Source organism: Pseudomonas sp. NFX183, assembly GCF_047943075.1.
In the GTDB taxonomy this organism is placed as follows: Bacteria; Pseudomonadota; Gammaproteobacteria; order Pseudomonadales; family Pseudomonadaceae; genus Aquipseudomonas.
The window spans coordinates 3643731-3667015 of sequence record NZ_CP181333.1; the positions used below are offsets into that span (position 1 = coordinate 3643731).

The following is a 23285-nucleotide window of genomic DNA, read 5'->3' on the forward strand; positions in this document are numbered from 1 at the left end:
TGATTTTCAGAAGATGGGCCATCTGATAATAGATCTTCCCAAGGGGTCAAGCGCCAGCCTACTTTCCTGGCATCACCTTTGGCGGAGCGACACCGATGCAGGCAGTGGATTTCAATTCAGACATGGGCGAAGGCTTCGGCCCCTGGACCATCGGCGATGGCGTGGATGCTGAACTGATGGCTTACATCAGCTCAGCCAACATCGCCACCGGCTTCCACGCCGGCGACCCCGGTACCATGCGCCGCACCGTCGCGCGCGCCAAGCAACTGGGCGTGGCCATCGGCGCGCATCCAGGCTTTCGCGACCTGGTGGGTTTCGGCCGTCGGCACATCAACGCACCGGCGCAGGAACTGGTGGACGACATGCTCTACCAGCTCGGCGCCCTGCGCGAAATCGCCCGCGCCCAAGGCGTGCCCCTGCAACACATCAAGCCCCACGGCGCGCTCTACATGCACCTGGCCCGCGACGAAGAGGCCGCGCGCTTGCTGGTGCAAAACCTGCAACTCATTGAGCCGACACTGTTGCTGTACTGCATGCCCAACTCGGTGATCTGGCGCGTTGCCAAGGAACTCGGGCAGCCTGTGGTGCGCGAGTTTTATGCCGACCGTGAATACGACCTGAGCGGCTCCATCGTGTTTACCCGCAATGTGCGCGCGCTTGACCCTGCAACGGTCGCGGCGCGGGTCTTGCGTGCTTGTCAGACGGGGTTGGTGCGAACGGTAGAGGGCGAAGACCTGCCTATCGAATTCGATTCCATCTGCCTGCACAGCGACACGCCCGGCGCGCTGGAATTGGTCGAGGCCACTCGCGAAGCGTTGGACCGGGCGGGCATCGTAGTCACTGCGGCGAATGGACGTGTTGGGGTGAGAGGACTCTCTGAGGGCGAGCGGGCTTGCTGAGACAACCGGGCTTGCTGTGGCCTGTGGCGAGCGGGCTTGCCCCGCGTTGGGCTGCGCAGCAGCCCTTAAATCAGGCGACCGTGTGCTACCTGATACTACGCGGCGTTTATTGGGGCGGCTTCGCCGCCCAACGCGGGGCAAGCCCGCTCGCCACAGTAAGCCCGCTGGCAACAGTAGGCCCACTGAACAGAGTAGGCCCACTGGCAACAGTAAGCCCACTGACCACAGTAAGACCACTTGCCACAACGACATGCGCTCACCACAACAAAAAGCGTGCGCCCCCCACATTATTTTTTGCCTGCCTTTCTACAATGATTCCAAGAGGAACAGACATGGCTGAAACGTCCCCCATCCGCTACAGCTTCGGCGGTGATGAACACCTGTTTGCCGAGGTCAGCGACAGCATGTCCCTGCAGGCCTTTTTCAAAGGCATGGCCGTGACCCGCGCCGTGGAGCGTCTGGCGCTGGAAGGCGTGCTGGATGTGTGCCTGGCCAACGCGTCATTTCAGATTCGCTTCGACCCCGACCGCATCGCGCCACACGTGCTGCTCGACGCCGTGCAAAGCGCCGAAGCCCAGGCCGTGGCCGAGCGCACGTTGCACACGCGCATCATTGAAATCCCGGTGCTCTACAACGACCCGTGGACCCACGAAACGCTGATGCGTTTTCGCGACCGTCACCAAGACCCCACGGGCACGGACCTGGAATACGCCGCGCGCATCAACGGCCTGGCCGACGTGGACGCGTTTATCGCCGCCCACAGCGGCGCGCCGTGGTTTGTGTCGATGGTGGGCTTTGTCGCAGGCCTGCCGTTCATGTTCCAGATGGTTGAGCGCGAACGGCAATTGCAGGTGCCCAAGTACCTGCGCCCGCGCACCGACACGCCCAAATTGACCCTCGGGCATGGCGGCTGCTTTGGCTGTATCTACTCGGTACGCGGCGCCGGTGGTTACCAGATGTTTGGCGTGACCCCGGCGCCGATCTACGACCCGGCGCAGCAGTTGGCGTACCTCAAGGAACACATGGTGTTCTTCCGCCCCGGTGACATCGTGCAGTTCAAACCGCTGGACCGCGACGCCTACGACCTGGCGGTCGCCGAGGTGGACGCGGGGCGTTTCGACCTGCGCATCCGCCCGGTGGAATTTTCCCTCGACGCCTTTCTTGCCGACCCCGTTGGCTATCCGAAAACCCTGCAGGAGGCGCTGGAATGATCAAAGTCATCAAACCCGGCCTCGCCACCTCTGTGCAGGACCTTGGTCGTGAAGGCTATTACCACTTGGGCATTCCGCCCTCGGGTGCACTGGACCAATACGCCTTGAGCGCGGCCAACCACCTGGTGGGCAACCCGGTGGGTGCGGCGGGCCTGGAATGCACGTTGATTGGCCCGGAGTTGCAGTTCCAACAGGACGCATTGGTGGCGCTCAGCGGTGCGCTGATGGCGCCGCGCCTGGACGGTGACGTGGTGCACCAGGACACCGCGTTCCAGGTGCGCGCCGGGCAAGTGTTGCGCTTTGAATTTCCCAAGGCGGGCGCGCGCACCTACCTGGCGGTGGCGGGCGGCATTGATGTGCCATTGGTGCTCGGCAGTCGCTCGACATACACCCTCGGCGCGCTCGGTGGGTTTCAGGGACGGCGCTTGCAGGCGGGCGATGAACTGCCGATCGGCGATGCCAGTGGGCAGGGGCGTGCGGGCAACAGTTTGCCGATGGCACTGCGTCGCTCAGTCGGCGGCGATGTGACCTTGCGTGTGGTGCCGGGGCTGTATTACGACCGGCTGACTGACGGCGCGAAGAGCAGCTTTTTTGCCGAGCCGTGGACGGTGGGCTCCGAGGCGGATCGCATCGGCTATCGCTTCAAGGGCGGCAGCGCGCTGAGTTTTCAGCCGCGTGAGCAGCCATTTGGCGCGGGCTCTGATCCGTCGAATATCGTCGACAGTTGCTACCCCATTGGCTCGATCCAGGTGCCAGCCGGCTTGGAGCCGATTGTGCTGCACAGGGATGCGGTGTCGGGCGGTGGCTACGCGATGATTGGCACGGTGATCAGTGCGGATCTGGATTTGATCGGGCAGATGCAGCCGAACCAGCGGGCGGGGTTTGTGGCGGTGACGCTGGAGGAGGCGTTGGAGGCGCGGCGGGTGTACAAGAAGCGGTTGAAGGCCATGGCTGGCCTCTTTACTTCCTGACACACCCTAAAACCCCTGTGGGAGCAGGCAAGCCAGCTCCCACCTTTCCAATTGCGTTGTGTCAGAACAGTTTGGTGAACAGCCAGTACAAACTGCCCGACAACAGAATCGCTGCCGGCAAGGTCAGCACCCAGGCCATCAGCAAATTGCGGATGGTCTTCATCTGCAACCCTCCGCCGTTGGCCACCATGGTCCCGGCCACACCGGACGACAGCACATGGGTGGTCGATACCGGTAACCCGAACATATCCGCTGCGCCAATCGTCAGCATCGCCACGGTCTCGGCCGAGGCGCCTTGGGCATAGGTCAGGTGGGTTTTGCCGATCTTCTCGCCCACCGTCACCACGATGCGCTTCCAGCCAACCATGGTGCCCAGGCCGAGCGCGATGGCCACGGCGATCTTCACCCACAGCGGAATAAAGCGCGTGGAACTGTCGACCTGTTCCTTGAACAGCTTCAATTTGCCTTGGGTGTCGGCGTCGAAGCTGCCGACCTTGTCCTTGTCCATCAGGCGAATGGTTTCGCTGGTCAAGTACATGTCGTTACGCACGTTGCCTACCGCTTCGGCGGGGACTTTGGCCAGAGAGCCGTAGCCTTTGACTTCGTCACCAATCTGGCCTGCCAGGGCGGCGAGGGCGGGTATCAGTTCCGCGGTGGCTTCCTTGGTGCGCACGTAGGTCGACAGGATCGGCCGTGGGTCGCCCGGCAGTGCTTGCGGTGCGCTTTTCATCAAGGCGACCTGGGTCACCTCGGCCACTGCCGCAAACTGCAACGACTGCTCGGCCGGCATGGTGCGGTTCAGCGCGTAGGCCATTGGCAGGGTGCCGACCAGGATCAGCATGATCAGGCCCATGCCTTTCTGGCCGTCATTTGAACCGTGGGCGAAGGACACGCCGGTGCAGGTGGCGATCAGCATGCCGCGAATCCACCACGGCGGCGGGGTGTCGCCCTTGGGCGCCTTGTACAACGAGCGGTTTTTCACAAAGGCGCGCAGGGCCAGCAACAGCAAGGCGGCAAACGCGAAGCCGATCAGCGGTGACAGCAGCAGCGCATAACCAATCTTGATCGCCTGGCTCCAATCGACGCCGCTGGTGCCGTCACGCCCGTGCATCAAGGCGTTCGCCACGCCGACGCCGATGATCGAGCCAATCAGGGTGTGCGAAGACGACGCCGGCAGGCCCAGCCACCAGGTGCCGAGGTTCCACAGGATCGCGGCGATCAGCAAGGCGAAGATCATCGCGAAACCGGCCGAGGAGCCCACCTGCAAAATCAGCTCGACCGGCAGCAGGGCAATGATGCCGAACGCCACGGCGCCGCTGGACAGCAGCACGCCGAGGAAGTTGAAAAAGCCCGACCACACCACCGCAAAGTGCGGCGGCAGCGAGTTGGTGTAGATCACCGTCGCCACCGCGTTGGCGGTGTCGTGGAAACCGTTGACGAACTCGAAGCCCAGGGCGATCAACAGCGCCACGCCGAGCAGCAGGAACGGCGTCCAGGTGGTCACCACCGTGCCCAGTTCGTGCATGTCGTGCATCAGGCTGTAGGCGGTAAACAGCAGACCCATGGCGAGCACGGCGAAGAAGATGATCACCGTCACCAGGCCGGGTTTCTTGTCCAGCCGGGGTTTGGGGTCTGCGTGTGAGGCAGTGGTGGAGGCAGTCAGGGAAGGGGTGGCCATGCCGGAGCATCCAGTGTGGGGAGGATGGCGTTGATGATCATTGCAGAATGTTACAGAGATGCTGCGGTAAGTCAGTGTTTAGGGAATTGGGCGTGCCACTGGTCTACAAACCGCCACAAAAGTAATGTCAGAGTGCAATCAATGTGGGAGCTGGCTTGCCGGCGATGCAGGCACCTCGGTCCTTCAGAGACACCCGGGTGATGCTATCGCAGGCAAGCCAGCTCCCACATTTTGACTGTATTGCAGGTCAGTAATCTTTGCGTTTGCGGAATGCCCAGCGGCCGGCAATCAAGGTGAACGTGGCCACCAACGCCACCAGAATCCAGAAGCCTTCCGGGTCGGTAGAAAGCGGCACGCCCCCCACGTTCATGCCGAAAAAGCCTGCAATGATGTTGATCGGCAACGCCAGCACGGTCACCACCGTAAGGGTGAACAGCGTGCGGTTACTTTGTTCATTGAGGTTGGCGGCGATCTCTTCCTGCAACAATTTGATCCGCTCGCCCAGGGCCATCAGGTCGTTGATGATCAGCGCAAACTCCTCGGTGGATTTGCGCAATTCCTTCACGTCCTCCTTTTGCAGCCACTGCGGCGGGCGATTGAGCAGGCGCAGCAACGAGCCCGGCTCCAGCGCCAGCAGGCGTTGCAGGCGCACCAGCACCCGGCGCGCAGCACCCAGTTCGGCGCGGTTGGTAGACAGGCGTGAGGACAGCAACTGGTCTTCGATCTGGTCGACGCTGAGGCTGGTCTTGCGCACGATCTGGGTCAGCACCTCGCCCTGGTCGCGCAACAAATGCACCAGCAACTCCAGCGGCGAGCGAAAGCGTTCACCGGCTTTGACCGACGAGCGCAATTTATCCACCGAGTGCAACGGTTGCAGGCGCGCACTCACCAGCAAGTGGCTGCGGGCGCACACCCACAGCGTGGAAATATCCGAGGAGACCATGCTGCTGAAGTTGAACACCACGTCGTTGACCACCGCCAGCAAGGCCGAGTCAACGTGTTCGATGCGCGTAGAGCGCGAACCTTCGTGCAAGGCTTCGAAAAACTCTTCCGGCAGCGCCAGATGCGTCTGCATCCAGCGCTCGCACGCGGCGTGCGCCAGGTTCAGGTGCAGCCAGAGAAATTCTTCCGGGTTGTGCGGCGCCTGCAAGGCTGCGAGCGCCGTGGCCGAGTCAATCTGCTCGCCCTTTTCGCCGGGTCGAAAACGAAACCCGTAAAGCAGGCCAAACAGATCGGGATCCTGATGGCCGTGGTCGATGCTGTGGTTCATGGAGGCTCGCAGAGAAAGCGCCTGTAGGACGTTTCACAGGTTCGCGTGGGCGAATCATTGCAAGGCTGGATGACGATTTTGTGACGGTTTGAAAACCAGTTCAGCGGGTTTTCAGTGTGAAGGTGAAACGCGTGCCATTTTCTGCGCAGGACGACACCTCAAGCTGCCCGCCGTGGGCATCGGCAATCTGCTTGACGATATACAAACCCAGGCCCAGGCCGGCTTGCGGGGTGTCCTTGACCGGCCGCGAGTAGGGCTGGAAGAGCCGAGGCAAAGCCAGTTCGTCGATCTGGCCGGGGTTTTTCACGGTCAGCGTGAAGTGGCCCTGTTCAACCCGCGCCGTGACCTCCACCGGGCCGTCGTGGCTACCATGATGGATGGCGTTGGCCACCAGGTTGGAGAGCAATTGCGCCAGCCGATCGCGGTCGCCGTAGACGCCACGCAGGTCGCCGATATCGGCCTTGATCAAGCGTTGCGGGTTTACGCTTTGCACTTCGAAGACCACATGGCGAAAAGCGTCCTGCAGATCCAGGCAATCATTGAGGTGCAGCGGTATGCCGCTGCCCATGCGCCCGCGAGCGAAATCCAGTACATCTTCGACCAGTTGCGAGGCGCGCCGGCCGCTGGCGAGGATGTGCCGTACGAGCGGGTCGGTCGCCGCGTTGGGGTGTTTGCGCAGCAGCCGCTCGGCACCGAAGTTGATGGCGAACAGCGGGTTGCGCAGGTCATGGCCGAGCACGGCGATGAATTGCTCGCGCAGCTCGGCGGTGCCGCGTTCTTCCTGCAATTGCGCCTGGGTATTCTGCAAGGCCTCCTCGGCTTCGATCTGCAAGGACAGCACCCGGGCGAACGACTCCATGGTCGATTGGATCGTGCTGCTGCGCAGCTGCGCCGGGTTGGGGTCCAACGCGCAAATAGTGCCGAAAAAGCGCCCGTCAGTGCGGAACACCGGCACCGAGATGTAGCTTTCAAACTGGTACATGCGCGGGGTGTGGTGGTCGTGGTAGCGCGGGTCTTCGCTGGCCTTGTCGATCACCACGGAGGCGTGGGAACCCCGGATTTCGTGACAGATCGTCGTGGACAGGTCCAGCTCGCCACCCACACCGAGGCCGAACTCCAATTGATCGAGTACAGCGCAGGCGGTCCAGGTGTCCTCGGTCACGCGCGCCACGGCGGCAAAACGCAGGCCGGTCATGTCGCTGATGACTTTGAGCATCGCAGGTACGGCACTGATACGGCCAATAGTGGCGATGTCGGCGGCTTTCTGCCCCATGCAGCGGTCTCGATATGGAGGAGGGTGGGCGTTGTGCCCAGCTTAATGAGTGGGATTCTAGCGACCTTGCGCGCTGTAGGTGTAATTTCATTAAGCAGGCGGGTACTTTTCCTGCCTCTGGCTTTTCAGCGCGCATAAAAAAACCGCGCCACTTAAAAAGTGGCGCGGTTTTTTTGGCGGTTGACTCAAGTGTCTTGCTTGTTTTCCAGCACCGCGCCGGTCTTGGCGTCGAGCTTGACTTCAAAGCGCTTGCCGGCGGTGTCGGTCACGTCAACTTCGTACACCAGCACACCGTTTTTGTGGTCCAGCTCGGTGTCGGTGATGCTGGCGCCGGGGTGAATGGCCACGGCGGCGGCGTTGAGTTTCTCGAACGGCATGACTGCGCCGGATTTGAGCAGGCCTTCAATGTGATCCGGGCGAACATCCGCCTGGGCCAGGCCGGCAGTCAGGGTCAGGGCAGTAGCGGCAAACAGGGCGGTCAGGGTTTTCATGGTGTGTCCTTCTGGGTGAGCTGTTTAAGTGGCGCCAGATTAACCAGCGCAACTTAATTCATCCTTAATGGCCAACCGACACCTATTGCGGCCTGACGCTTAGTACCCGTTGTCCTTGAGCAGGTCCTGCACACTCGACGACGGCCAGCGCTTGTAGAACTTCAGCAGTTCGGCGGCGCGGTTGGTGAAGATGCCATCGACGCCAGCGGCCATCACTTTCTCGAAGTCCACGGGCTCATCGACGGTATAGACGTGCACCAGCAAGCCTTTGTCGTGGGTCAGCTTGTTCATTTGCGGCTTCACCAGGTCGGTGTAGCTCTGGTCGCCATGGTTGGTCAGCTCGGCCGATGGGCCGGTGCCGATGGCGCCGAGGCTTTTGGCTTCGTCGACCCATTTTTCAAATTCGGCAGCGTCTTTGGGCTCTTGCTTGGCGTAGTAGGCCGCTTTGGTGGTCTCGCCGGATTCGGCAAATGTTTGCGCGGATTTTGGCTCGATGCTGCCAGGGCCGACCCACAACAGCAGGATTTTCGGGGTGTTGGGCATTTCTTTCTGCAGCTCTTTCAAGCTGTCTTTTTCAAACGTTTGCAGCACGACGCGGCCCTTGCCCTGGCCGACGCCCGTGTTGCTCTTGCCCAGCTTGGAGCCGGCGGAGCTCAACCAGCCCTTGTCCAGCAGCTTGTTTTTCAGGTCGGCTTCGATGCCCGGAAATTGCTTGGGCTCTTTGGTTTCGATGTACAGGCCGGGTTTGTGCTGCGGGTTGCCTTCGGCGATCTTGATGATTTCGTCCAGGCTCTGGATTTTCAGGCCGACGAACGCAGGGCGCGCGCGATCCGGGTAGGCGGCGTTGAACCAGCTGCCAGCGTCCAGGGTGCGCAGCTCGGCCCAGGTGAACTCGTTGGCCGGGGCGTCTTTGCGCTCGGGGAACTTGGTGGCCACGTCGGTGGTGCGCTGCAGGTTGTTGTCGTGCAGGGCGAACAGCACGCCATCTTTACTGCGCTGCAGGTCCATTTCCAGGTAGTCGGCGCCCAGGTCGCGCGCGAGCTTGTAGGACGCCGCGGTGGATTCGGGAGCGTCGTAGGAAGCGCCACGGTGCGCAATGACGGCCGGGTACGGAATGCCTACGTTTGTTGCCAATTCAGCCGGGCTGATCGGGTCGGCAGCCTGTGCCTGGCCAAGGCCGAGCATCAGAGCGAGCAGCAAGGCGCTCTTGGTAAACGTGACAGGCATATGCGAAGTCCTTTCGTGGAGGTAACTTTGAGAAGGCGTCCTTTTTAACAATTGATTGCGAAAGGCGCTATCACCAAACCGACATTAAGGTGCTCAGGCGCCATTTTTCTGGGTTTTTTTGTGCTGTATTGCAGTATTCTTGGCCGCAGCTGCCCCGTCAGAGGGCGGTAATTTCTGCCACGCGTGTAAACCATCTTTCCAGTCCCAGTGGGACTTTTCAGTGAGGTTTACCATGCGCATCACTTCAGAACTCATCTGCCAGGCCGCCGACCAACTCCACGGTTTTGTCGGCCTGAACCGCAAAACCGGCCAGTACATCGTGCGTTTCAGCGAAGATTCCTTCGGCATGGACGTGGCCGATGACGGCATCATTCCCACTGCTGAATTTGTCTGGCTGCCGGCCGCCGACCACGCCATGACCCTGTCGCGCGAACGCCTGCAGTTGCTGCTGGACCAGAACATCGACGACCGTATCAACATCACCGAGCCGTTGCGCGTGTACATGCGCCGGGTAGAAATCCCGCAGATCAGTGCGTTGCGCAGTTTGGTGAGCTAAGCACCTGTTGTTTTGCCGGCAATGAAGATCAGAGGTGGGAGCTGGCTTGCCTGCGATGCAGACGACGCGGTCTCTGAGTAAAACCGAGCGGGTGCCATCGCAGGCAAGCCCGCTCTCACGGGGGAACGCATTTCACTTCTGGAAGGTGTAGGCCCGCTCCACCTTGCACACGCGTGTTTGAAACGCCGAGTACCAAGTGGCGCGCCCCTGCTCGCGCACTTCACGATGCTCGGCCTGCTGCTTCCAGGCCAGGATCGCCGCCTCGCTTTCCCAGTAGGACACGGTGATCCCCAAGCCGTCCTCGCGCGCCGACTCCACCCCCAGAAACCCCGGTTGTTCACGCGCCAGTTCCAGCATGCGGGCGGCGGCCTGGCCGTAGCCTTGATCGCCCTCGGTGCGCAATGAGCTGAAAATCACTGCGTAGTAGGGCGTGGCGGGTGTGTTGGCGATCATCGTGACCACTCCAGGCAGGCCTTGAGCAGAGCGATCGCCAAGGGTGGCGTGACGTCCTTGAGCGCGGCACGTTCCGGTTGGAACAGCGTGGCGACAAAAAACGGATGGTCGAGCAATTCGATGGCGCGCAGATCGCCGGCCGAGTCGTGGCCGCTGGGAATCAGGTCGCTTTCCAAGAGTGCGTTGGCGAACTCGGGGTTGATGCCGTAGCGACAGCGATAACCCTCGTGGATATCCAGCGTGCCGTAGGCCTCGGCGATGCGGGTGTAGGGCGCCAGGCGCACGGTGTCCGTGGCTTCTACCAGCGCGCAACTGAGCGGTGTGATCACCGCACGCTTGGCGTGCGGGGCCAGCTCGCCATGTTCGGCATCCGCCCAACCCAGCACGTTGCGGGCATATTCGAGCACCGCATGTTGAAAACCGCCGCAGGTGCCGAGGAAAGGGCGCTTGTGTTCGCGGGCAAACCGGATCGCCCGCAGTGCGCCGTCGGTGTCGCGGTAGGGGCTGGCGGGCACACACCAGAAGCCGTCGAACATATGCAATTGAGTGGTGGGCGTGATCGAGTCCGTGTCGAGCCATTGCACGTGAACGTTCAGGTTCAAGGCGTCGGCCGCCTGTTGCAGCGCCACGGGGATGGCCTGGTGCGCGGTGACGTCGGGGTTGTAGTCGCCGATCAGGGCAAGGTGCAAGGTGCTGGCTTTCATCGTGTACGTCCCATGGCTTGTTGTGTCCTGGTGCCCACTATAGATTGGCGCTCACGCAATCAAAATTGGCGTTCGCCCACATGCTCAATGCAGCCACGCACTATCAAATCGACTATCCCGACCTCTCGCTGATCCTCGCCCTGGTACGCGGCGGCACCCTGGCGCGGGCGGCGGCGCTGTTACGGGTGGATGTGTCCACGGTGTTCCGTGCGGTGCGTCGGCTGGAGGCCGCCTTGGGCCAGACCCTGTTTGAAAAAAGCCGCGCCGGTTACCTGCCCACCAGCCTGGCCAGCAACCTGGCGCAGCAGGCCGAGCACGCAGAACAAGCGTTGGAGGCGGCGCGCATTGGCGTGGAGCAGGGCGGCGAAGTGATCAGCGGCACCGTGCGCCTGACCTGCACCGACTCAGTGCTGCAAGGTTTGCTGCTGCCGGCGCTGGCGCGGTTCATGCCCGAATACCCGGCGTTGACCCTGGAGTTGAGCACATCGAATGATTTCGCCAACCTCAGCCGCCGCGATGCGGACATTGCCCTGCGCCTGACCAAGACGCCGCCGGAGCACCTTGTCGGTCGATGCCTGGGCACGGTCGCCTATCAAGTGTGTGCCAGTGCCGATTTTGCGCGCCAGCACGCAGGCCGCGAGTTGGCTGAGCTGCCGTGGATCGCCCCGGACGACTTCTTGCCTGATCACCCCACCGTCGCCTGGCGCCGCGAGCATTTGCCGGGCGTGCGTCCCAGCTATCGCTGCAACGGCATGTTGTCGGTCACCGAGTTGGTACGCGCGGGCCTGGGCGTGGCGGCGCTGCCGGATTTTCTCTTGGGCGATGGTTTGCAACCACTGGGGCCGGCGTTGGCCGGGCGGAACACCGCATTGTGGCTGCTGACACGTCCGGATTGCCGGGCGTTGCGTTCGGTGGTCACGTTGTTTGATGAGCTGGGGCGGCATGTGCGGTTGCCATGAACGGCGCCTTTTGTGACTGGCGGGCTTGTTGTGGCAAGTGGGGCTTGTTGTGGTAAGCGGGCTTCTGTGGCGAGCGGGCTTGCCCCGCGTTGGGCTGCGAAGCGGCCCCAGATAGGCCAACGCGATTCTTCAGGTAAACCGCAGTGTCAGGTTTTGGGGCTGCTGCGCAGCCCAACGCGGGGCAAGCCCGCTCGCCACAACAAGCCGCGCTCGCCATAACAAGTGCGCTCGCCATAACTAAGGCAACGGCTTCGCCCTCAGGGTTTGCGCATGAACTGCTCATGCATCTCGCAGGTCAGGGTCTCGATACGCTCGGTCAGTTGCTTGGTCATTTCCGTCAGGCGGGTGTTCTGCTCCAGCAGTTCCAGCAACTGCTTGGTGGTTTGTTCGGCTTGGGCCTGGCGCTCGGTGTTGGCAATGGCCAGCGCTTCGCGGTGCTGGGCATCGGCGTCGGACTGGGCTTTGTCGCGGGCAGCCTGGCGTGTCTGGGCCAGCAGGATCAGCGGCGCGGCATAGGCCGATTGCAGGCTGAAGGCCAGGTTGAGCAGGATGAACGGGTACACGTCAAAGTGGGTGATGCCGGTCATGTTCAGCACCACCCACAAGATCACGATCGCGGTTTGCGCGCCGAGAAAGGTGGGCGTACCAAAGAAGCGCGCGAACGCTTCGGCCTTGAGCGCAAAGGTGTCGTTGCCGAAGGTCGGCGCCAGGTGGGCGTGGCCTCGGTGGAAGCGCAGGTGATCGACGGGGGCAGCTTCTGGCTTGTCTGGGGTCATGGCGGGCTCGAATCCTTGGCGTAAAGACTAGTCAGCACTATAGACCCAGCCCCCGGCCAGACACATGAAGATCAGGTCAGTTGTTGCCCCGCTCATTGGCAAACGCACTCACCGCCTGCACGGCCTCGCCCGTGCCTTCGCGAATCTGCAGGATCACCGTGCCGGCCTGGTTGGCCAACTCCACACCTTGAGCGGCGCGGTCGCGTGTCCCTTCCATGCTGTCGATGGCTTGGCGGGTTTCCTCCTGGATCATCGCGATCATGCTGGAAATTTCCGCCGTCGAGCCGCTGGTGCGTGCCGCCAGTTGCCGCACTTCATCGGCCACCACGGCAAAACCACGGCCTTGTTCGCCAGCGCGCGCCGCTTCGATGGCGGCGTTGAGGGCCAGCAGGTTGGTCTGGTCGGCGATGCCGCGGATGGTGTTGACGATGGCCGTGATCTGCTGCGAACGCTCGCCCAGCTTGGCGATCAGTTGCGAGGAGCCATCGATGTCGGCAGCAATTTCGCGCATGCCGCTGGCGGTTTGCTGGATCACATCAGCGCCCTTTTCGGCGATATCCCGAGTGCTCAGCGAGATGTGATAAGCCTGGGCAGCGCTGGCAGCGTCGGCGGCATGCTGTTGCACTCTGGCGGTGATGTCGGAGGCGAATTTCACCACTTTGCACAGGCGCCCGCTGGCGTCGTACACCGGGTTGTAGTTGGCCTCCAGCCACACCGTCTGGCCGTTTTTGTCGATGCGTTCAAACTGGCCGTTGAACAGTTCGCCCTGGTTCAAGCGCTTCCAGAACTCACTGTACGTCGAGCTGTTGGCCAGGTCCGGCTTGCAGAACAGGCGGTGATGCTTGCCCTGGATCTGCGCCAGGCTGTAGCCCATGCGCTGCAGGAAATTTGCATTGGCGGTAATGATGGTGCCGTCGAGGTTGAATTCGATCACCGCCATGGCCCGGTCGATGGCACCCAACTTGGCGTTGGCTTCGCTTTCGGCCTGCAGGCGCGGGGTGACGTCCATGGCGTATTTCACCACTTTGATGACCTGGCCCGTGTGATCGCGCACCGGGTTGTAGCTGGCTTCCAGCCATACCGATTGGCCGTCGCCGCCGACGCGCTCAAAGGTGCCCGACTGAAATTGGCCATTACGCAGTTGCGTCCACAACTGGTTGTACTCGGCACTGCGCGTGAACGCGGGGGTGCAGAACATCCGGTGGGGCTGGCCCGCGATCTGTTCGGCGCGGTAGCTCATGGTCTTGAGGAAATTCTCATTGGCCCGCAGGACGGTGCCTTGCAGATCGAATTCGATCACCGCCATGGAGCGCTCGATGGCACCCAGCAAGCTGGCTTGTTGGGCGTTGGTGTGTTGCAGGGTGTTGATGGTTTTTTTGTGGGCGTTGAATAGCATGTTCGAGAGCTCGGGGAAGCACGCGTCAGAGGTATCCATGAATTTGCGCCTGCCCCCGTAGGGCACCAGGCCTTACGGTTGACTTGCTCATTGTCAGCTTCCTTGTGCCGACAGAGGGGGGTTGAACAACGGGTTCAGAGTGATCGGCCGGCCAAGAAGTTCGCCTTCAGGGCGGGAACGTCATTGAGTAGGCGACCAATAGTGGCATTATGCTTCTGCGGCAGTGTGTCTGAAGAGAATTCAGACGAGGTGTCGTAGGACGACTTAAGCGGAGTGGGCGACGACGTAGTGGCTGACATTCACCCGGTTGCGACCGGAGTCCTTGGCGACATAGAGCGCGCGATCCGCGGCGTTGAGCCACATTGCCGCATCGCTGAAGACGGGTTGGAAGTCTGCCAGACCAATGCTCAGGCTCACGCGCAACTCCGGGATCTGCGAATTGCGATAGTTACTAAAAGTTTCTCGCATGTGTTCCATGACCAGCGCAGCTTCTTCCAGTGGTATTTGCGGAAGAATCACACAGAACTCATCGCCGCCGTAACGGCCGGCCAAGTCATTTTCCCTCAGGTGTTGACGCAACTCCTGACTCAACTGGCGCAACACCTGATCACCGACGATATGGCCGTAGGTGTCGTTGATCTGTTTGAAATGGTCGATATCGATCAAGGCGATGGTGGCGTGGCTCTGTTGCTGCTGGCATTTGTGGAACTTGAGATTGAGCAGGTCTTTCCATGAGCCATGATTGAGCAGGCCGGTGAGGCTGTCGACACGGCTGAGGGCGCTGAGGGCGCGTTTGTGTTCCGAGAGTTTGATTGCCAACTGATAGCAGACCATGCCGATCGCCATCGGATAAAGCGTCAGCATCGGCAGGCAGGTATACACCTGGGCAAGGCTGACGTTGGGATTGAACTTGATCCCCAACAGCGCCCACGCCACGCCGATACCGCCCGCCTGTGCCACCAGCCCGCGCAGAAACAGGCGCTTGCCCCCGGCCGCGACGTTGTTCATGGTCATCATCGACAGGATGGTCACGGTCGTCAGCGGTGTGAATTGCGTGGCCGCCGCCCAGAAACCGCCAAGCAGCGAGTCATAGAGCAAGTTGCGTTGTTCGGCCTGGTAGGGAAATTGCGAGCGCGTGGAGAGCTGGTACGCCACATGGGCCCAGGCATAACCGTTGAATATCAGCAAGGCCCATACCCAGCCCGGCATCGCCAACGGGTAAAGGGCGCCGATGACGCTGATACAGCCGATACCCAGGCCGATGATCCTTGGCTTGTAGATACGCCTGGCAAATGACAGCCCTTTGCCTCGTCTGTTTTCCATAGTGTTCCGGGTCAGCTCTTTTTTGCAGATGCGACAGCGTGCGTCAGCGGCGGGAACCGTTGATCGGATAATAGGTGTGAATATTGTCAGTTATTCGCGTGGGAATAATCAGTGTCCTTCCAAGCCATTTGCGTAGCACACCGGGTGAATGCGCTAAAAACGACTTGGAATGTCGCTCATGCAACAGGCTTTATTGCGAACGGGCAGGGCTGACTTCGTAGCCGGCCAGGAACAGGTCGATGGCCGATTCGATAACGCTGGCCTGGCTGGCGGCGTCCAGAGTAGGTTGGCCCAGGGTAATTTGCGGCCAGAAGGCGAACGCCTTGAGCAGGCTCTGGATCTGATGGGCCGCAAAGGCCGGGTCGGTGCAGGCCAGGCGGCCATCTTCCTGGGCCGCGCGTACCCACTGGGTGAAGCCTTCCTCGCGCTTGCTCAAGCGGTTGACCATATCTTGCGCGCGTTCGGGCGAATGAATGGTGGCAGCGATCGCGACGCGGGCCAGGTCGAGGAAGTTGGCGTCCGACATCATCTGCATCTTCGCCTGCAGCAAACCGCGCAATTGCTCGCGCAGGGGGCGGTCACTGGCGTAGCTGGCGTCCAGCTGGGCGACGCTGCTGGCCCACAACTGGTGCAGGATTTCTGCAAACAATTCTTCCTTGCTGGGAAAGTGGTTGTACACCGTGCGCTTGGAGACACCGGCGGTGGCGGCGATTTTGTCCATGCTGGTGACCTCGAACCCGTTAGCCCGAAACTCGGTGATGGCCGCTGCCACGATGGCTTCGCGCTTGCGGTCGGTGAGGCGTTGGGGAGCAGTCATGGAATGCGTTCGGCTCTTGGATGAAATTACACTTGGTAGTTTACTTGCTCCGGGTTTTGTTGCAATCTAGAAACTACACTGTGCAGTGTAATTTATGAGCGGACCCCAGGAGTCACTCTGTAATGGCCACGATTTCAAGCCGTCTCGACCCTTCGCCTGAAGCACTCAAGCCTGCCGAGCAGGAGCAAGGGCATTTCACCAACGATGCCCCAGTGCAGCACGGCGGCTTTGGCAAGACGTTGCGGATTTTCTGGAACATGCTTTTCAACAAGCCGCGCAGCACGCGCCCCGTGGGCAAGATTCCGGTGCAACCGCTGACACGCGAGCAGCTGTTGGCCGCTCCCGATCACAGCGTGTTCCGTTTGGGGCATTCCACCGTGTTGCTGAAAATGCGCGGTAAGTTCTGGCTCACCGACCCGGTGTTTGCCGAGCGTGCCTCACCGTTCAGTTGGGCTGGGCCCAAGCGCTTCCATCAGCCGCCCATTAGCCTTGAAGACTTGCCGCCGCTGGAAGCGGTGATTCTTTCGCACAATCACTATGACCACCTGGACCATAAGGCCGTGGTCCAGCTGGCCGACAAAACCCGCTACTTTCTCGCCCCGCTGGGTGTGGGCGACACCCTGGTGAAATGGGGTGTGGACGCCAGCAAAGTCAGGCAACTGGATTGGTGGCAAGGCACCGAGGTCGATGGCATTCGCTTTATCGCCACGCCGGCCCAGCACTTTTCCGGGCGTGGTCTGTTTGACGGCAACCAGACCCTGTGGTGTTCCTGGGTGATGATCGACGGTGCGCGGCGGGTGTTTTTCAGTGGCGACACCGGTTATTTCGACGGTTTCAAACGCATCGGCGAACAATACGGCCCGTTTGATCTCACGCTGATGGAAACAGGTGCTTACAACGTCGACTGGCCCCATGTGCACATGCAGCCGGAGCAAACCTTGCAGGCGCATATCGACCTTAAAGGCCGTTGGTTGCTGCCGATTCACAACGGCACGTTCGACCTGGCGTTCCATGCCTGGCACGAGCCGTTCGACCGCATCATGGCCCTGGCCTGGGAGCGCAACGTTTCGATTACCACGCCGGCGATGGGGCAAGCGTTCAATCTGAACCAGCCTGAGCGTGGGCATGCGTGGTGGTTGGACGTGGAAACGCAAGGTGCGAAAGAGCACGCTACGGGCTGAAGTTTGGGGCCGTGGGAAAATGAGTTTTCAGGGTATTTCAGCCCTGCGACAACCCTTCGATGAGAGTGCGATGATCCCGCACGGTCATTGTCGGGGTGCAGGTTCTGATGGAAAAAAACTGTAGGGAGCATTGGCGGTTGGGCCTGCCTTGTCGGCTTGGGCCCTCCTTGCCGGAAGCGGGTGAAGCGGGCGGCGCGAACGCTGCGCCGGCCCAGGCCCACACCGATAAAGCCAGCCTGGGCGGTATAGTCTTCGGCGCTGACCCTCCAAAGCGCTTCGCACTCATTCCCGGTTACAACGCCGTGGCCCCGCTGCTAAAACCCGAGCGAGACCCTGCGCTGTTACTCGTCGCCTTGAGTGGTATCGAGCCCACAGGGCCTGTGATGGTTGAAGTGCCTCTGGTACGCAATAACAGCATCTTTACCGCTGCCAAGGTGCTCGCAGGGTGGCGCATCGGGTTCGCTGACCGGTATGTGCACGGGGCCCATTACGAAGCCATTGAACACAGCGCAGCCTTGCGCCGAGCGTTCGATATCCTGCAACAGGCCGGTGCGCAATTGGTACCGGTAGATGCACGACGTGCAGACCACAGCCTTCAATTCTCTTTGCAAACGCGTGAAATCGACGATCTGGTGACCAGGCATCGTCTTGATGCCTTGGTGTCTGACGATCAATGTGCGGCGTTTCATAGTGCGTGCTTAAGCGGGTATCCCGCCGTTTGCGAGCCGTTGGCAGAGGGCACGAAGCTTTGGTTTTATGGCGCTCGAGGGTCTCGCGATGCTTTGCACGCGTTGCTGCGTGCCTATCGACAGATCAGCGCCGGCGGCCCAGGCGGCCACGGACCTGGGCTTCAGTCTATTCGCTGATTACACGCCGTAACGTGGGGCCGGACTGCGGTGTGACAGGTTTGGCCCCAAGGCCAGGCGCGCGGTTTCGTAAGCGTCCCAATCCAGGCTGTCAGGCAGTGACGGGATGGTGACCTTCTCACCTTGTGCGAGCCCTGCCAATGCGGCGTCCACCAGGTTTTGCGTGGTCATGACCATTGTCTCGGGCAGGTTGCTCACCGGCAGGCCGGCAACGTCCCAAAACTCGGTGGCGGTGGCACCGGGCAGCACCACTTGAACCCGTACACCCTTGTCGCTCAGCTCATGCTCGAGTGATTCGGAAAACGCTTGCACAAACGCTTTGGTGCCCCCGTAAACACCATTCAGCAACTTGGGTGCGACCGCCACGATCGAGCCGATGTTGATCAGGGTGCCGCGACCCTGGGCGACAAAGTTGGTTGCTGCGGCTTTGGCCAGGCGAGTCAGGGCCAGCACATTGAGCAGGATCATTGCCTCCATCTTGTCCGCATCGCTGTCGAGCAAGGGCGCGGTGGCACCGATGCCGGCGTTGTTCACCAACAGGCTGATGCGGCTGTCGTCGTGCAGGATCTGTTCGATACGGGCCAGATCGGCCGGCAGGTTCAGGTCGGCCACCACCACTTGGATATCCCGTTGGGTATCGGCGTTGAGCTGAGTCGCCAGCCGCTCCAGTCGGTGCTGGTTACGCGCCACCAAGATCAGATCGTAACCCTGGCGAGCCAGGCGATCGGCGTAGGTGGCGCCAATGCCCGAAGAAGCGCCGGTGATCAGCGCATAACCTCTGGATTGAGTCATTGCAGTTACTCCAGGAGGGCCGAGGAAAGGGGGCCTTGTTGCAACCAAGATTATGGGTGTAATGTCGTGGCTGCAATGTCGTATATCCCTCCTTTAGAGACATGAGGTTTGGCCATGGTGTCTGTCGGTATTTTGCTGTTTCCGGGTTTTCAGATGCTCAGCCTGAGCACCAGTACGGTGTTTGAATTCGCCAATCTGGAAGTGGAACAGCCGTTCTATCGGGTAGACCTGGTATCCGAGGAGGGCGGGCCGGTCAAAAGCTCCATGGGTTTTGCCATTGATACGGTGCCCTTTGGTCCGTACGACACGGTGTTGGTAGTGGGCGATAACGAAGTGCTCGACGCCACGCCTGGCCTGCTCAGCTACTTGCAGCACGCAGTGGTGACGTCGCGTCGTGTGACCTCTGCCTGCACCGGCTCTTTCCACCTGGCGGCGGCCGGGCTGCTGGAAGGCCGCAAGGCAACCACTCACTGGTACCACGCCCGTGCCTTTCGTCAGGCGTATCCCAATGTGAGGCTTGAAGAAGACCGCATCTTCACTGTAGACGGCCCACTCTGGACTTCTGCCGGCATGACCGCCTGCCTCGACCTGGCCCTGGCCCTTGTCGAAAACGACCTGGGTGTAGAGGTGGCCCGTGAGGTTGCGCGCAAGTTGGTGATCTACCATCGCCGTGCGGGTGGCCAGTCGCAATTTTCCGCGCTGCTGGACATCGACCCCAAGTCCGACCGCGTGCAAACCGCCCTGGTCTACGCCCGCCAGCATTTGCAGGAAGAGCTTTCTGTTGAACGGCTGGCCGACGTCGCGCACCTAAGTCCGCGCCAGTTCAGCCGTCTGTTTCGCAGCGAAACCGGCCACACCCCGGCCAAGGCGATCGAACGCCTGCGCATTGAAGCGGCGCGCCTGATGCTTGAATCCGGCGACCACCCCATCGACATCATTGCCCGCGACACCGGTTTCGGTGACCCGGAGCGCATGCGTCGCGCCTTCCTGCGTGCCTTCGGCCAGCCGCCACAAATGATGCGCCGCGCGCTGCAATTGCAGGCCTGATGCCCCAACGGCTTACACTCAAGTTAAGGGGGCAAGTCATGCGCTATAAAATTCACATCCTCGGCGCTGCAGGCGCAGGCACTACGACCTTGGGCAAAGCCTTGGCCGAACGCTTGAATGTGGTTTATTTCGACTCCGACGACTTCTTCTGGCAGCAAACTCCGGAACCGTTCACCGTCGCTCGGTTACGGGATGAACGCACGCGTCTGTTACAGGAACAAAGTGCCGGCCTCGAAGGCTGGGTGCTGTCCGGCTCAGTGTGCGGATGGGGCGATGCCATGATCCCGCAGTTCACCCATGTGGTGTTCCTGCGTGTAGACCCGCAGGTTCGCCTGCACCGCCTGCGGCTGCGCGAAGAGCAGCGCTATGGTGACCGGATTCTGGAGGGCGGCAGCCGCCATGAAAACAGCGTCGCGTTTCTCGCCTGGGCTGCTCGTTACGATGATGGTAACCACAGCCTACGAAGCCTGCGTCGGCATGAAAGCTGGCTGAAGCCACTGACCTGCCCGGTGATCCGGCTGGACGCTACGCACCATTCGGTTGAGGCGCTGGTGAATCAATTGATGCCGCTGTTGAGCCCATCAAGCGCGAAATGATGCCTTTTGCCGCGGGCTCGGCCGGGGCCTTGTCGAACTTGCGCGCACTCATGCCCCAACCCGGCGCAAATCCCGGGAAAAACACCAGCCCCTCAGCCTCCAGCCGAAAGGCCAATACCAGGCGGGTTTCATCATCTACATCGCCCTGGCTTTCAAAGCGTTGCACCGTTTCGACCGCCAGCCCGGTTTGTCGGGCCAGTTCTTCTCGGCTCCAACCAAGCATCGCGCGGGCCTGCACACTGTGCTTGGCGGTGAATTGGTGCAGGACGATCTGCTGTTCTACGAAAGAGCTCATTGCCAGAGAGGACATGGGGTTTCTCCAGGTTCGACGGGGGAAGGCAAACTATACTGTGTTTTTGTACAGTTATTTTGACCGCTCATCAACTGGATTTTTTTAATGGCGTTTCAGCCGCGCTTTATTCCACGCCCGGCGCTTCTCGAATGATCAAGTGATCCAGGTTCTCGATATTCGCGCTGAAAACCCCGAATGTCTGCTCGGGGTTCTTCTTGCTCGGCACCTGTTTCAATTGCGGCGTGACCCCATAAAAGAAGCAATACAGCGCCTTTTTACTGTCTGCCGCCGCCTTGATCTGTTCCAGGAACGCCGTGCGCTTGCGGTAGTTTTCGATGAGTTTTTTGCTCAGGTAGACGTTGACCGAGTAGGGCTTCTTGTCGAGCCACACCTTCTTTTCGAAATCGATGCGAAAGCTGGCGGTGTAGTCCTTGATCTGCTTGATTTTGCCCCAGTAGATCAGGCCGTTGTTGTCTTGCAGGTACTCGATCTTCTTGAAAAACGTCCAGTAGGTTGCCGTGTGATCGCCGATCTTCAGCGGCATGCTCTTGAGCTTGTCTTTGTCGTCGATATTCGACACATAGCATTCCACCGGGTGGGCGAACACGCTGGTTTTGTCCGGGGTAGAGTCGCTGGCGCTGTGGGACGAACCGCTACGAGTCGACGCAACCTTCGTGGGGTCGTGTGGGATGCCGGCTTCGGTGCCCGTCACGGCCGGCTTGCGCTCGTACTGGCGCCGTGTCAGGACCCATTCCGATGGGAAATTATCCTCGCGCTCGTCATCGGTTTCGCCGGTCGCAGTCTTGTGCGTGCTGGCGTAGCGGCAGCCGTCGATGTGCTGGGTACTGGCCTTGTTCTTGAAGTGCGGCGTGCGCTGATAGTTAACGTTTTTTGCGTTGAAGGTGCTGAGCGCATTGCCCGCATCGAACGCCGCGCGGCATTCATCGTTGGGGCACAGGAAGCTGTCCTTGTCGGAGTCGAAAGGGCTGGTTTCGTCGAAATTCAGGTCTCGTACGTCGTAGATCGACAGTTTGTCATCGAGACTCAGGCTGTAGGCCGTGTCGAATTTCATGGGGCTCGGGTCCGTGAGATGAGTGGCTGGATATTACGCAAATAGAAGCCGCTACGCAGATCAAAAAATGTGCGAGCTGGCTTGCCTGCGAAAGCGGTGTGTCAGGTTACGGATAGGCAAGCTGTCCCACCGTTATCGCAGGCAAGCCAGCTCCTACATTAGATAGGCGGTGTACCGGCTACACGCCGCCCACTCAGGAAACACAAGGTGCCGCCTACCGCGGTCAATGCGCCGAGGGCATAGAACATGCTGACCGGCGCCGCATTGATCAGCAGGTAACCGCAAATGACCGGGCTCATCGCCCCGCCAAATGCCGCCAGGTTTTGCGCACCGTAATAACTGCCGCGCAGCGCATCCGGGGCGATGGTGTCGATGAACAGAAATTCCGAGGGGTAAATGATCATCTCGCCCAAGGTGAACACGAACATCGCCAGGCACCAGGTCACCAGGCTGTCCGCCAGACTGAAACCGATCAGCCCGACAATGAACAACAACGTTCCCAGCACGATCCAGTAGCGCAGCTGTTCACGTTTGAGAAAGCGGCCGATCTGGTACTGCATCAAAATCACGGTGATGGCGTTGCAGGCCAGCACCGCCGACAGAATCTTCAGCGCCTCGGCGGGCTTGTAGGCCACCAGCAGAAACTGTGACAGATAAAGCGTATAGCGCCCGTGGACAATGGTGCTCAACAGGCTGCCGCTGGTGAACAGGATCAGCGTGCGGTCGCTGCGTAGCGTGCGCAGGGTCGTGAGAAAACTCAGGGGTTTGTTGCTGTTGTCGCGTTGGGTCGGCGCAATGCCGATCATCAGGAACACACTGCCCAGGGCGATGGCGCTGGCGATCAGGAACGGCGCCCAGGGGATCTGCCCGGCGATCACCACACCCACCATCGGACCGGTGGCATAGCCGACATTGGTCAGGGTGTAGCGCAGGGAAAACACTTTGGCGCGGTCGCCCACCGGCAGATTTTCGCTGATGATGGCCTTGGAGCCGATCAGGAACAGTGCCGACGCGGCTTCAGTAATCACCAGGGTCAGGGTGGTGAGGTAGAGGTTGCTGGCAAAGGTCAGCAACAAAAATCCGATGGCGCTGGAAAGCATGGCCAGGATCAGCAGCTTGCGCTTTTCCAGGCGGTCAATGACGTAGCCGCCATAGAGGCCGAGCAACGTGGCGATGAACACGGCGATGCCCATCAGCAAGCCGATGTCCTGCTGGTTGAGGCCCAGGCGCGTGCTCAGCCAAAGGGCCAGCAGCGGACTGGTCATGGCGCGGCTGACGACGATGGTCACCGAGCAGATCATCAGGCGGCGGATTACCAGGGAGTAGGTGGCCACGGTGGGGCGGATGTCCTTATTAATTTTCCAATACAACACAATTCAAATGTGGGAGCGGGCTTGCCCGCGATGGCGGTGAGTCAGGCATGCAGATGCAAGCT

24 protein-coding genes are annotated in these 23285 nt (G+C 60.8%); 9 read left to right on the forward strand and 15 right to left on the reverse strand.

The genetic code is table 11. The features are described 5' to 3' along the window. Positions 1–95: 95 nt before the first annotated feature. The 3 genes from ACM530_RS16990 (at position 96) to ACM530_RS17000 (ending at position 3081) form a co-directional block, all read left to right on the forward strand. Entirely contained in the window at positions 96–899 is an 804-nt protein-coding gene (locus ACM530_RS16990) for a 5-oxoprolinase subunit PxpA (RefSeq protein WP_416362721.1), read from the forward strand. Positions 900–1231: 332 nt separating this feature from the next. Further along, entirely contained in the window at positions 1232–2110 is an 879-nt protein-coding gene (locus tag ACM530_RS16995) for a 5-oxoprolinase subunit B family protein (RefSeq protein WP_370003777.1), read from the forward strand. Beyond that, positions 2107–3081: a biotin-dependent carboxyltransferase family protein gene (locus ACM530_RS17000; protein ID WP_416362722.1), complete on the forward strand. Its 975-nt coding sequence runs from the start codon at positions 2107–2109 to the stop codon at positions 3079–3081. The genes ACM530_RS16995 and ACM530_RS17000 overlap by 4 nt, the downstream gene beginning before the upstream one ends. A 61-nt stretch (positions 3082–3142) precedes the next feature. On the opposite strand, the gene ACM530_RS17005 is transcribed toward ACM530_RS17000, so the two are convergent. The 5 genes from ACM530_RS17005 to ACM530_RS17025 form a co-directional block, all read right to left on the reverse strand. Further along, positions 3143–4759 carry an inorganic phosphate transporter gene (locus ACM530_RS17005; RefSeq protein WP_242196245.1) on the reverse strand — a complete coding sequence of 539 codons (1617 nt, stop codon included), beginning with the start codon at positions 4757–4759 and terminating at the stop codon, positions 3143–3145. A gap of 247 nt (positions 4760–5006) precedes the next feature. Further along, complete coding sequence (locus tag ACM530_RS17010) at positions 5007–6029, reverse strand: transporter (RefSeq protein ID WP_145159429.1); 1023 nt, start codon at positions 6027–6029, stop codon at positions 5007–5009. 100 nt (positions 6030–6129) lie between these two features. Continuing rightward, positions 6130–7302: a GAF domain-containing sensor histidine kinase gene (locus ACM530_RS17015; RefSeq protein WP_242196243.1), complete on the reverse strand. Its 1173-nt coding sequence runs from the start codon at positions 7300–7302 to the stop codon at positions 6130–6132. A 185-nt stretch (positions 7303–7487) separates the two neighbouring features. Continuing rightward, a complete protein-coding gene (locus ACM530_RS17020) occupies positions 7488–7793 on the reverse strand; it encodes a PepSY domain-containing protein (RefSeq protein ID WP_416362723.1) in 306 nt (101 codons plus the stop codon). A 99-nt stretch (positions 7794–7892) separates the two neighbouring features. Beyond that, positions 7893–9020, reverse strand: coding sequence for a glycerophosphodiester phosphodiesterase (locus ACM530_RS17025; protein ID WP_416362724.1), 1128 nt, complete (start codon positions 9018–9020; stop codon positions 7893–7895). Positions 9021–9252: 232 nt separating this feature from the next. Here ACM530_RS17025 and ACM530_RS17030 point away from each other — a divergent pair, with 232 nt between their 5' ends. Next, entirely contained in the window at positions 9253–9576 is a 324-nt protein-coding gene (locus tag ACM530_RS17030) for a DUF2025 family protein (RefSeq protein ID WP_094953038.1), read from the forward strand. Between the two features lie 132 nt (positions 9577–9708). Here the strand turns inward: ACM530_RS17030 and ACM530_RS17035 are convergent, their stop codons facing one another. Continuing rightward, positions 9709–10029, reverse strand: coding sequence for an antibiotic biosynthesis monooxygenase family protein (locus ACM530_RS17035; RefSeq protein ID WP_404484467.1), 321 nt, complete (start codon positions 10027–10029; stop codon positions 9709–9711). Further along, positions 10026–10733, reverse strand: coding sequence for a CTP synthase (locus ACM530_RS17040; RefSeq protein WP_370003763.1), 708 nt, complete (start codon positions 10731–10733; stop codon positions 10026–10028). The genes ACM530_RS17035 and ACM530_RS17040 overlap by 4 nt, the downstream gene beginning before the upstream one ends. A gap of 80 nt (positions 10734–10813) precedes the next feature. Here ACM530_RS17040 and ACM530_RS17045 point away from each other — a divergent pair, with 80 nt between their 5' ends. Then, a complete protein-coding gene (locus ACM530_RS17045) occupies positions 10814–11692 on the forward strand; it encodes a LysR family transcriptional regulator (protein WP_370003760.1) in 879 nt (292 codons plus the stop codon). Positions 11693–11949: 257 nt separating this feature from the next. Here the strand turns inward: ACM530_RS17045 and ACM530_RS17050 are convergent, their stop codons facing one another. The 4 genes from ACM530_RS17050 to ACM530_RS17065 form a co-directional block, all read right to left on the reverse strand. Continuing rightward, positions 11950–12468, reverse strand: coding sequence for a DUF1003 domain-containing protein (locus ACM530_RS17050; protein WP_119741558.1), 519 nt, complete (start codon positions 12466–12468; stop codon positions 11950–11952). A 76-nt stretch (positions 12469–12544) separates the two neighbouring features. Continuing rightward, the gene (locus ACM530_RS17055) at positions 12545–13864 is read right to left on the reverse strand and encodes a methyl-accepting chemotaxis protein (RefSeq protein ID WP_416365099.1); all 1320 of its coding nucleotides are present in this window, start codon (positions 13862–13864) and stop codon (positions 12545–12547) included. A 264-nt stretch (positions 13865–14128) separates the two neighbouring features. Further along, the gene (locus ACM530_RS17060) at positions 14129–15187 is read right to left on the reverse strand and encodes a diguanylate cyclase (RefSeq protein WP_416362725.1); all 1059 of its coding nucleotides are present in this window, start codon (positions 15185–15187) and stop codon (positions 14129–14131) included. A 190-nt stretch (positions 15188–15377) separates the two neighbouring features. Then, positions 15378–16004 (reverse strand): TetR/AcrR family transcriptional regulator, encoded by a 627-nt coding sequence (locus tag ACM530_RS17065; protein WP_145159411.1) that lies wholly within the window; start codon positions 16002–16004, stop codon positions 15378–15380. A 122-nt stretch (positions 16005–16126) separates the two neighbouring features. Between ACM530_RS17065 and ACM530_RS17070 the strand changes: the two genes are divergently transcribed. Then, complete coding sequence (locus ACM530_RS17070; RefSeq protein ID WP_370003753.1) at positions 16127–17185, forward strand: MBL fold metallo-hydrolase; 1059 nt, start codon at positions 16127–16129, stop codon at positions 17183–17185. Positions 17186–17292: 107 nt separating this feature from the next. Beyond that, entirely contained in the window at positions 17293–18051 is a 759-nt protein-coding gene (locus ACM530_RS17075) for a hypothetical protein (protein WP_416362726.1), read from the forward strand. On the opposite strand, the gene ACM530_RS17080 is transcribed toward ACM530_RS17075, so the two are convergent. Further along, positions 18052–18843, reverse strand: coding sequence for an SDR family NAD(P)-dependent oxidoreductase (locus tag ACM530_RS17080; RefSeq protein WP_416362727.1), 792 nt, complete (start codon positions 18841–18843; stop codon positions 18052–18054). 114 nt (positions 18844–18957) lie between these two features. Between ACM530_RS17080 and ACM530_RS17085 the strand changes: the two genes are divergently transcribed. Both ACM530_RS17085 and ACM530_RS17090 read left to right on the forward strand, forming a co-directional pair. Further along, positions 18958–19890: a GlxA family transcriptional regulator gene (locus ACM530_RS17085; protein ID WP_416362728.1), complete on the forward strand. Its 933-nt coding sequence runs from the start codon at positions 18958–18960 to the stop codon at positions 19888–19890. Between the two features lie 38 nt (positions 19891–19928). Further along, entirely contained in the window at positions 19929–20486 is a 558-nt protein-coding gene (locus tag ACM530_RS17090) for an AAA family ATPase (RefSeq protein ID WP_145159403.1), read from the forward strand. Here the strand turns inward: ACM530_RS17090 and ACM530_RS17095 are convergent. From ACM530_RS17095 to ACM530_RS17105, 3 genes are all read right to left on the reverse strand, one after another. Further along, a complete protein-coding gene (locus ACM530_RS17095; RefSeq protein ID WP_416362729.1) occupies positions 20416–20796 on the reverse strand; it encodes a helix-turn-helix domain-containing protein in 381 nt (126 codons plus the stop codon). The genes ACM530_RS17090 and ACM530_RS17095 overlap by 71 nt on opposite strands. A gap of 106 nt (positions 20797–20902) precedes the next feature. Then, on the reverse strand, positions 20903–21850 hold the full coding sequence (locus ACM530_RS17100) for a hypothetical protein (RefSeq protein ID WP_416362730.1): 948 nt from the start codon (positions 21848–21850) through the stop codon (positions 20903–20905). Positions 21851–22008: 158 nt separating this feature from the next. Then, entirely contained in the window at positions 22009–23184 is a 1176-nt protein-coding gene (locus ACM530_RS17105; protein ID WP_119741577.1) for an MFS transporter, read from the reverse strand. Between the last annotated feature and the right edge of the window lie 101 nt (positions 23185–23285).